Raw genomic sequence first — 6,898 nt, 5'->3', positions numbered from 1 at the left:
TCGCGGTGGCCGATCGCTTCGAGGGTGCGGACGGTGGTCCAGTAGTCGTAGGCGATCTCGGAGGGGTGGACCTCGTGGGCGAAGCGGACGCCGCATTCGTCGAAGACGTCCAGGATGGGGTTCCAGCGGTCGGCGAAGTCCTGGTAGCCGGCCTCGATCACCTTCTCCGGGACGGGCGGGAACATCGCGACGTACTGCCAGATCGAGGAACCGGTGAAGCCGACCACGGTGTCCACGCCGAGGGCTTTGGCGAGCCGGGCGGTGTGCTGCATTTCCTCGGCGGCGCGCTGCCGGACGCCTTCGGGGTCGCCGTCGCCCCAGACCCTGGCCCCGACGATGGCCTCGTGCCGGAAGTCGATCGGGTCATCGCAGACGGCCTGGCCCTTGAGGTGGTTGGAGATGGCCCAGACCTTGAGGTTGTATTTCTCCAGCACGGCGAGTTTGGACTCGACATAGCCGGGTTCGTCCCAGCGCCAGGCGTCCAGGTGGTCCCCGGATACGGCGATTTCCAGTCCGTCGTAGCCCCAGCCGGAGGCAAGCTTGGCGACTTCCTCGAAGGGCAGGTCGGCCCACTGGCCGGTGAACAGGGTGTACGGGCGGGCCATGTCAGGCTCCTTCGGGGAAGGCGGTCGGTACGCGGGAAGCAAGGGCGGCGGCGGGGACGCCGGCCAACTGGATGATCGAACTCTTTGCCGCCGCGCTTTCCTCGACCGCGTCGAGAATACGCTGGACCGTCAGGCCGTCCTCGAACGACGGCGAGGGCGGGCTCCCGTTGCCGATCGCGACGAGGAAGTCACGGATTTCATGTGTAAACGTGTGCTCCCAGCCGATCACGTGCCCCTGCGGCCACCAGGCGGCGGCGTAGGGGTGCTCCGGCTCATTGACCAGGATGCGCCGGAAGCCCTGTTCCCGGACCGGGACGGTGGCGTCCAGGAAGCCCAGCTCGTTCAGGTCCTCAAGGTCGAACAGGATGGACCCCTTTTCCCCGTAGATCTCCAGTTTGAGTGAGTTCTTCCGGCCGGTGGCCACCCGGGAGACCTCCACCGAGGCAACGGCCCCGGAGGCGAGCGAGAGCGTGGCCCAGGCGGCGTCGTCGACCGTCACCTCTTCCGGGCCGTCCCGGCCCGGGCGGTGCGAGGTGAGGGTGTGCAGCCGGCCCGAGACCTCGGTGACCTGGTCCCCGAGCAGGAACAGCACCTGGTCGATGGCGTGGGAGGCAATGTCCCCCAGCGCCCCGGACCCGGCGGTGTCCCTGGTCAGCCGCCACGTCATGGGCGACTCAGGGTCCACGAGCCAGTCCTGCAGATACGCCGCCCGGACGTGCCGGATCGCACCCAGCCGGCCCTCGCTGATCAGTTCCCGGGCCAGGGCAAGGGCGGGGATGCGCCGGTAATTGAACCCGACCATGGACTGGACACCCTGGCTGCGGGCCGATTTCGCCGCGGCGGTCATCGACTCGGCTTCCGCCAGGGTGTTCGCCAGCGGCTTCTCCACCAGCACGTGCTTGCCGGCGGCGAGGGCTGCGACGGCGATCTCCGCGTGCATAAAGCCCGGGGCGCAGATGTCCACTATCTGGATGTCGTCGCGGTTGATCACCGAGCGCCAATCCGTGGAGGACTCCGCCCAGCCGTACTTGGCGGCGGCCTCGGCGACGCCGGCCGCGTCCCGTCCGACCAGGACACGCTGTTCGAAGGCCGGCACATCGAAGAAGCTGGCCACATTGCGCCAGGCGTTCGAGTGGGCCTTGCCCATAAACGCGTAGCCGATCATGGCCACGCCCAGCGGCGCTCCGGTGTTGGCTGGGGGCCCGGGCGGGGCAGGGTTGTCCGTGGATTCTTGGGAAGTCATGACGGGTTCCTAGAGGGTGGAAGCGGTGGGGTCCCAGTCCTCGGGGAGGGCTGCGGAGGCGGGGGCGGAGCTTTCGACGTCGATGAAGGTTCCGGATTCCATCGACTCCGAGATAGAGACCATGGTGTCCAGGACGTGGTAGGCGAGGTTGCCGGTGGCGCGGTGCGGAACCCCGGCGCGGAGGGAGCGTGCCATGTCCAGCACGCCCATGCCGCGGCCCTGGCTCGGGCCGGTGGCCGGGATGACCGTCCACTCTTCGTCGCCGGCCCGCCAGAGGCGCACCTCGCCGTCGAAGTGGTTGGGATCGGGAAGGGAGATGGTGGCTTCGGTGCCGGTGATCTCGACAAATCCCATCCGCTGCCGGGGGGACTCGAAGCTGAACACGCTGTGCGAGGACTGGCCGTTCTCGAACTGGGCCATCGCGCTGACGTGGGTGGGAACCTCGACCGTGAATTCCTCGCCGGCTTTCGGCCCGGACCCGATAACGCGGACTTCCTTGGACTTGGAGCCGACGGCGGCCACCTTGCGGATGGAGCCGAAGGTCTGCACCAGGGCGGTGAGGTAGTACGGTCCCATGTCGAACAGGGGTCCGGCGCCGTACTGGAAGAGGAAGGCCGGGTTGGGGTGCCAGGATTCCGGACCCGGCGTCTGGAACGTGGTCATCGCCGTCAGCGGGGTGCCGATGTCGCCGCGTTCAATCAGCCGCCGCGCGGTCTGGAGCCCCGCGCCGAGGAACGTGTCGGGGGCGCAGCCCAGCCGGATTCCGGCGGCGTCTGCGGCCTTGAGCAGCCCGAGCCCGGAGTCGCGGTCCAGGGAGAACGGCTTTTCGGTCCAGACGTGTTTGCCCGCGTTGACGGCGGCCGTGGCCACCTCCACATGGGCCGCGGGGATGGTCAGGTTGACGATGATTTCCACGTCGGGATGGTTCAGTGCCGCGTCCACCCCGCCTGATTCCGCGATGCCATACTCCTTGGCGCGTGCGGCGGCTGCATCCTCGAAGAGGTCGGCGATGACGTGGACCTTGAGGTCGGGGAAGACCGTCAGGTTGTCCAGGTACTGCTTGCTGATGTTACCGGCACCGATGACGGCGACCCCCACGGGGCCGCGGCGGGAAGCTGCGCCGCTCATGCGCGCGAGCCTTCGCTGGCTTCAGCGTTCAGGTACGCCAGGCTCTCGGCGATACCCTCGAAGATGTCGCCGGAGTAGTCGTCGAACTCCACGACGCCGACTTCCAGGGACTTGGCGGCGCCGATGACCTCCCAGACGGCGATTTTTCCCTGGCCCGCGGGCTGCTGGGCCTTGGTGTCCCTGTTGAGCGGGCCGTCCTTGATGTGGATGAACTTGACCCGGTCGCCGAGCTTGGTCAGGATGTCGACGGGGTCCTGGCCGCCCACGGCAACCCAGTAGGTGTCCACTTCAAGGACCAGTTCAGGGTCCAGTAGGCCGGCGAAGTACTCGAGCGCGGTCTGGCCCTCGATGGTGGACTCGAGCTCCCAGGCGTGGTTGTGGTACCCGACCCGGATGCCGTACTCGGCGCCCTTCTTCGCGGCGGCATTGAGCTTGGCGGCGGTGGCCTGGATATCACCGGCGGACTGCCAGTGCTCGGCCGGGAGGTAGGGGTCGATCACCGTGGTGATGCCAAGTTCCTTGGCCGCGGCGAAGATTTCGTCCTGGTCCTGGCTGAGCAGGGGGCGTGGCCGGACGGTGCGGTGAGGCCGTTCTCCTTGAGTGCCGCGCCCAGTTCCTTGGCCGTGGCCACGAAGTTGTAGGGCTCAACCTGGGTGAAGCCGATGTCGGCCACCCTCTTGATGGTGCCTGGCAGGTCTGCCTGGATGGCGTTGCGGAGGGTGTACAGCTGGAGTGAGTAAGACATGGCGTTCCTTTGCGGGAGTCGGTTTGTTCTCAAGTGGGTGGGCCGCCCGGCTGCCAGCCGGCCGCCGTCGGGGGCTGAAGGCCTAGCGGCCAGCGAGGGATCCGCCGATACCGCCGACGCTGAAGTACTTGTTCAGGGTTGCGAAGACGATCACCGGCGGGAGCATCATGATCACGGCCAGGGCCATCACCGAGGTCCAGTCTGTTTGGTTCTGCTGGAAGAAGGACTGGACGCCCATGGGGAGGGTGAAGACCTCGTTGGAGCGGAGGAATACGATGGCCACGAGGTAGTCGTTCCAGGCCAGCAGGAAGGCGAAGATCGCTGTGGAGAGGACTTCAAGGATGTCCCGGAGCCGTGCCAGGGAGGGCAAGTGGATAGCCTGCGTCACGGGTCCGGATCCCAGGATCCCGACGCCCAGGGGCGACGGTGCTGCTAGTGGCTGGCTCGACAACTTCGATACCCCTTTGTATTCGCTGAACTGCTGCATCCTCCTGAGACCGGCCGTGTCCAGTGATCTGCCTCACACCCAAAGCTAGAACCACTTTTGTCGATCGTCAAGCAAAAGTTGCAAACTATATTGCAAACTTTCTGCAGCGTGACATGCATAAGAACTTCGTGCTATCACTTACTCATGAGTACGATCCCCGGCACCGAACCCCTCGCCCCCGAGGCCGCCGGCAGTCTGTCCCGTGCCGGGGACCTGTTCCAGCTGTTGCGCGACGGCAAGGCGCGGACCCGTGCCGAGCTGGCCCTCACCACCGGACTGGCCCGCTCCACCGTCGCCTCACGCATCGATGCCCTGATGCACTCCGGACTGGTCGGACCGGCGGGGGAGGCCAGCTCCAGCGGCGGCAGGCCGCCGTCGCGCTTTGCCTTCAACCCCGCCGCCCGCGTTGTGCTGGCAGTCGACGTGGGAGCCACCCACCTGATCATCGCCGTCACGGACCTGAACGGAACCGTGCTGGCGGAGCGGCGGCTGACCCAGGACGTCGCCGATGGCCCGGTGACGGTGCTGGACCGGGTGGTGGCGGAAGGGACCCAGCTGCTCAGCCAGGCCGGCCGCGGCAAGGACGTCCTCGCCGGCATCGGCATCGGCCTGCCCGGCCCGGTGGAGCACGCCACCGGCATGCCGGTGAAGCCGCCGATCATGCCCGGGTGGGACGGGTTCGACGTCGTCCGGCACGTCCAGCGCTCGCTGCCGGTTCCTGTGCTGGTGGACAACGACGTCAACATCATGGCCCTGGGCGAGCAGAGTGCCTACTGGCCGGAACACGACAACTTCCTCTTCATCAAGGTCGCCACCGGCATCGGCGCCGGGATTATCAGCAGCGGACAGCTCCAGCGGGGCGCCAACGGCACCGCGGGCGATCTCGGCCACGTCCGGGTGCCGCGCGGCGACAACGTGCTCTGCCGCTGCGGCAACTACGGCTGCCTTGAGGCGCTTGCCTTCGGCCCCGCCGTCGCGCACGCCCTCACCCTCGAGGGCTTGAAGGCGGACAACGGCGGCGACGTGCTGCGCCTTGTGGCCGAGGGAAACCTGCAGGCGATCCAGGCCCTGCGCCAGGCAGGCCGGGACCTGGGGGACGTGCTGGCCACCGTGGTGAACCTGCTCAATCCGTCCGTCATCGTGATCGGCGGAAGCCTCGGCCAGGCCGGAGAACACCTCATGGCGGGGGTCCGCGAGGTGGTCTACCGGCGCTCGCTGCCGCTGGCCACCACCCATCTGCGGATCGGCCTGTCCATGGCGGGGGACCAGTCCGCCATCCTGGGCGCCAGCCAGATGGTCACGCAGTATGTGCTCTCGCCCGCCGCCATCGAGGCAACCCTGCAGGCCACAGGCTGACGCCGGCAGTTTCCGCGGGTGTCATAATCGCCGGATCCGGAGCGGACGCGTGATAGCAATGGGACTGATGAAAGCATATTTCTGCCCGCCGGCTGAGCCGCGGCACCCATGAGCGGCAGCGTCCTGGCGAAGGTCCCGCGCAGCTGGATCCTGCTGGCCGCGATCGGGCTCATCGCCTTGAACATGCGCGGTCCGTTCGTGGCCGTGGCGCCTGTGGTCGGCCTGATGCAGGCGGAACTCGGCTTTTCCCCGGTGGAACTCGGCCTGCTGACCGGCATCCCGGTGCTGTGCTTCGCCCTGGCCGCGCCCCTCGCCTCGTTCGCCGGGCGCAAGCTCGGCGCGGAAGTCGCCATCACCCTCACCCTGCTGGGCGTCCTGCTGGGCGTGATGGTGCGTTCGGCGGGCAACGGCGCCCTGGTCATGCTCGGCACGGTGATCCTCGGCATCGCCATCACGATCGGCAACATCGCCGTCCCGCTGATCATCCGGCGCGACTTCGCCCCGGCCCGGCAGGCCACGGCCATGGGCATCTACACCGCGGCCCTGAACATCGGCTCCTTTATCACCGCCATGGTGACGGCGCCGCTGGCCGAGCTGCTGGGGTGGCGGGTGGCCCTGGCCGCCAGCGGGCTCTTCGCCGTCGCGGCGTTCCTGGCCTGGGTGCTCGCCTTTGGCCGGCAGGCGTTCCGGCCCGAACCGGTTCCCGCCCCGGCTCCCGCTCGCGCCGGGATCAAGCCGGCGTCGCGCTGGATCACCGTCGGGCTGACCGCAGGCTTCGCCGGGCAGGCGTTCTCCTACTACGGCGTGACTGCGTGGCTGCCCAGCATCCTGGCGGACGAACTCGGCATGACGGCCGCGGGGGCCGGCGCCGGATCCTCGCTGTTCCAGATTTTCGCCATCGTGGGCGGGCTGGGCGTTCCGTTCGCGGCCCGTTTCGCCAGCACAACGACGGTGGGACTCACCCTGGGGCTGTTGTGGTTGACGGTTCCGCTGGGCCTGCTGCTGGCGCCGGTGCTGTGGTGGCTGTGGTCCTCGTTGGGCGGCGTCGCCCAGGGCGGCGGCATCACGCTGATCTTCATCGCCATCATCCGGCTGGCCCGGGACCAGGCCTCGGCCGGCAGGATGTCCGCCGTCGTGCAGGGTGCGGGCTACGCCTTCGGTGCGGCGGCCCCTACCCTGCTGGGCTACGTGCACGGCGTCTCGGGATCGTGGACCGGGCCGCTGCTGATGGTGTTCGGCTCCGTGTCGATGTTCATCCTCGGGACCGCGCTTTCCCTCCGGCACGTCCCCAAGCCGCACTGAGCCCCGCCGCCCCGCACTGCCCCGTCGCCCCT

General features: G+C 68.2%; 5 protein-coding genes and 2 pseudogenes. 2 read left to right on the top strand and 5 right to left on the bottom strand.

What is annotated here, in order from left to right; translation table 11 throughout:
* The 5 genes and pseudogenes from QCD75_RS03295 to QCD75_RS03275 form a co-directional block, all read right to left on the bottom strand.
* Positions 1-605, bottom strand: a 605-nt coding sequence (locus QCD75_RS03295) for a sugar phosphate isomerase/epimerase family protein (RefSeq protein WP_301225696.1), incomplete at its 3' end; no start/stop codon positions are given.
* A gap of 1 nt (position 606) precedes the next feature.
* Complete coding sequence (locus QCD75_RS03290; RefSeq protein WP_301225694.1) at positions 607-1,848, bottom strand: Gfo/Idh/MocA family protein; 1,242 nt, start codon at positions 1,846-1,848, stop codon at positions 607-609.
* Between the two features lie 9 nt (positions 1,849-1,857).
* Positions 1,858-2,976, bottom strand: coding sequence for a Gfo/Idh/MocA family protein (locus QCD75_RS03285; protein WP_301225692.1), 1,119 nt, complete (start codon positions 2,974-2,976; stop codon positions 1,858-1,860).
* A pseudogene (locus tag QCD75_RS03280) lies at positions 2,973-3,721 on the bottom strand (sugar phosphate isomerase/epimerase family protein). Before QCD75_RS03280 ends, QCD75_RS03285 begins: the two are co-directional and overlap by 4 nt.
* Positions 3,722-3,803: 82 nt before the next feature.
* Positions 3,804-4,055: pseudogene (locus tag QCD75_RS03275) on the bottom strand (carbohydrate ABC transporter permease); the annotation flags it as partial.
* 297 nt (positions 4,056-4,352) lie between these two features.
* Here QCD75_RS03275 and QCD75_RS03270 point away from each other — a divergent pair.
* Positions 4,353-5,564 carry an ROK family transcriptional regulator gene (locus tag QCD75_RS03270; protein WP_301225688.1) on the top strand — a complete coding sequence of 404 codons (1,212 nt, stop codon included), beginning with the start codon at positions 4,353-4,355 and terminating at the stop codon, positions 5,562-5,564.
* A 108-nt stretch (positions 5,565-5,672) separates the two neighbouring features.
* On the top strand, positions 5,673-6,866 hold the full coding sequence (locus tag QCD75_RS03265; protein ID WP_301225686.1) for an MFS transporter: 1,194 nt from the start codon (positions 5,673-5,675) through the stop codon (positions 6,864-6,866).
* The last annotated feature ends 32 nt before the right edge of the window (positions 6,867-6,898 follow it).

Origin of the sequence: Arthrobacter sp. PsM3 (assembly GCF_030433895.1) — a bacterium.
Lineage (GTDB): Bacteria > Actinomycetota > Actinomycetes > Actinomycetales > Micrococcaceae > Arthrobacter.
This window is presented reverse-complemented; position numbering and strand designations above follow the sequence as displayed.

Excerpts from the sequence above, each read along its gene's own strand:
- QCD75_RS03285 (WP_301225692.1), bottom strand. The coding sequence starts at position 2,976 with ATGAGCGGCGCAGCTTCCCGCCGCGGCCCCGTGGGGGTCGCCGTCATC.
- QCD75_RS03290 (WP_301225694.1), bottom strand. The coding sequence starts at position 1,848 with ATGACTTCCCAAGAATCCACGGACAACCCTGCCCCGCCCGGGCCCCCA.
- QCD75_RS03265 (WP_301225686.1), top strand. The coding sequence starts at position 5,673 with ATGAGCGGCAGCGTCCTGGCGAAGGTCCCGCGCAGCTGGATCCTGCTG.
- QCD75_RS03270 (WP_301225688.1), top strand. The coding sequence starts at position 4,353 with ATGAGTACGATCCCCGGCACCGAACCCCTCGCCCCCGAGGCCGCCGGC.